Origin of the sequence: Nonomuraea sp. NPDC003804 (genome assembly GCF_040610675.1) — a bacterium.
GTDB lineage: Bacteria > Actinomycetota > Actinomycetes > Streptosporangiales > Streptosporangiaceae > Nonomuraea.
This window is the reverse complement of sequence record NZ_JBEXMT010000139.1, coordinates 1-1,047: the sequence shown is the minus strand read 5'-3', so window position 1 is coordinate 1,047 and position 1,047 is coordinate 1. Positions and strand designations below refer to the sequence as shown.

Here is a 1,047-nt window from a genome sequence, read left to right as displayed (position 1 = left end):
GCCGGGCGCTTGGATGGGATCAGGCCAGCGGCTTGCCGTAGCGGGTGACGCGGCCGCTGCGCTGGACTGTGACCGTGCCGCGCACGATCTCGTTGGTGGCGATGTCGATGTTCACATCAGCGATGTAGCCGGTGAACAGGAACCCCGAGCGAGCGGTGGCCAGTGGCGGAACCAACTCGTCTTCGGTGCCGAGAGTCGGCGCAGCAGCGCCGTCGCTCAGGCCGATGTACCAGCTCACGTTCTCGCCGCTGTCCTTTAACTTGAACAGCGCATCATGGGATGCGTCGCTGGGGATATAGTTGAACGGAATGGACACCTGGCCCGGATTACCCAGGCCGCGCTGGTACTCCTTGTCCACGGTCGCATCGAGGCAGGTGGATTCGATCTGGTCGGCGGCGCCGCCCAAGCCGGACGCCCCGGTAGGACAAGCGAACTTGACGATCGCAGGCCCGCCGGCCGCGTTCGGGTCAACGAAGAACAGATGGGTGCCCTGGGTCTTGACGACGCCCTCGGTCATGGCAGTTTCCTCTGAAGGGCCGCGCGAGGGCGGCATTACGGATGACCAGCAATCAGCGCTGGTCGATGAAGTCGGCTTCGAGGCCGACGCGGTACAGCTTGGTATCTGGGTCGCGGTTGTTGACCACGACACGGTTGACGATCAGCACGCCATCCAGCGCAACGCGAACGGCCTTTGCGAGCTGCTCTACGCCTGCATCGGTCGCGTGGTAGCAGTCGATCTGTACGGTAGTGAAATCGCCACCGGGGGCAGCGCTCAGGTTGTCGAATGCCGAACCCGTCACGATCTGCCAGACGATGTAGGGGCGCGTCTCGGTCTGTGCTACCTCACCGTGCCGCCCGATGCGGTCGTCGACGATCGCCGACACCGCCGCTGTGCGAATGGTTCGATACACCTTCGGGAACATCAGCGGCGCCCTCCATTCTGCGCGGCCAGGCGCTTGGTGATCTGGTCGAGCCTCTTCAGGAGGTCTTCGCTGACCACATCAATAATCTGGCTCCCTCGACGCTGGACGGCGGGGCGCAGCCAAG

At 64.1% G+C, this 1,047-nt stretch carries 2 protein-coding genes; both read right to left on the bottom strand.

Features of this window, described 5'->3' with window-relative positions; translation table 11 throughout:
• Positions 1-19: 19 nt before the first annotated feature.
• Positions 20-517: a phage tail tube protein gene (locus ABZX22_RS45345; RefSeq protein ID WP_354923613.1), complete on the bottom strand. Its 498-nt coding sequence runs from the start codon at positions 515-517 to the stop codon at positions 20-22.
• A 52-nt stretch (positions 518-569) separates the two neighbouring features.
• Positions 570-923: a DUF3168 domain-containing protein gene (locus ABZX22_RS45340; RefSeq protein ID WP_354923610.1), complete on the bottom strand. Its 354-nt coding sequence runs from the start codon at positions 921-923 to the stop codon at positions 570-572.
• Positions 924-1,047: the final 124 nt, after the last annotated feature.

What these genes read in the sequence shown, in the direction of transcription:
- ABZX22_RS45345 (WP_354923613.1), bottom strand. Translation starts at nt 517, where the DNA reads ATGACCGAGGGCGTCGTCAAGACCCAGGGCACCCATCTGTTCTTCGTT.
- ABZX22_RS45340 (WP_354923610.1), bottom strand. Translation starts at nt 923, where the DNA reads ATGTTCCCGAAGGTGTATCGAACCATTCGCACAGCGGCGGTGTCGGCG.